This window comes from Azospirillum sp. ST 5-10 (genome assembly GCF_051225715.1).
Taxonomy (GTDB): domain Bacteria; phylum Pseudomonadota; class Alphaproteobacteria; order Azospirillales; family Azospirillaceae; genus Azospirillum.
In genome coordinates, this window is record NZ_JBPJSP010000098.1 from 1 (window position 1) to 775 (window position 775).

Here is a 775-nt window from a genome sequence, read left to right on the forward strand (position 1 = left end):
TCAGCGGCAGGCCGCCCCAGTAGGCGTTCTCGACGTAGCTCAGGCCGAACACGCCGCCCCACATCAGCACGGCCGCCACCACCAGGCCGGCCAGCCACACCAGGCCGAACCAGGGGGACCAGAAGCGCCGGTCGCAACTGGCGCCGAGCAGCGCGACGAACAGGGCGATGGTCGCCAGCGGCCGCCACTGCTGGTCGTAGGGGAAAGTGCCGAACAGGATGAAGCGCAGCTTCTCCGTCACGAAGCCCCAGCACGCTCCGGTGGCGGCGCGGCATTCCGGGGAGGTCGCGCCGAAGCCGGCGGCGTCGAGCACCGCCCATTCGATCAGCGGCGGGACGGCCCGGGCGAGCGCCCACAGGATGAGGATGGTGAGGAGCGCGTTGTACCAGGTGTTGAACAGGTTGGCCCGCAGCCACGCCAGCGGACCGACGCTGTGCGTCGGCGGCCGCTCGTCGGCCGTCGCCGCGCCCGTATCGACATTGCCGTTCATGGCTCAGCGCTCCACCAGCGCGATGCGCTTGTTGTACCAGTTCATGAAGATCGAGATGGCGAGGCTGATGGTCAGGTAGGTCCCCATGATCAGCGCGACGCCCTCGATCGCCTGGCCGGTCTGGTTGATCATGGTGTTGGCGATCGACACCAGGTCGGGGTAGCCGATGGCCAGCGCCAGCGAGCTGTTCTTGGTCAGGTTCAGGTATTGGCTGGTCAGCGGCGGCACGATCACCCGCAGCGCCTGCGGCAGCACCACCAGGCGCAGGGTCAGCCCGCCCGGCAG

At 68.9% G+C, this 775-nt stretch carries 2 pseudogenes; both read right to left on the reverse strand.

Annotated elements, in window-relative coordinates:
* Positions 1-490, reverse strand: a pseudogene (locus ACSBPG_RS31970) (amino acid ABC transporter permease); the annotation flags it as partial.
* 3 nt (positions 491-493) lie between these two features.
* Positions 494-775, reverse strand: a pseudogene (locus ACSBPG_RS31975) (amino acid ABC transporter permease); the annotation flags it as partial.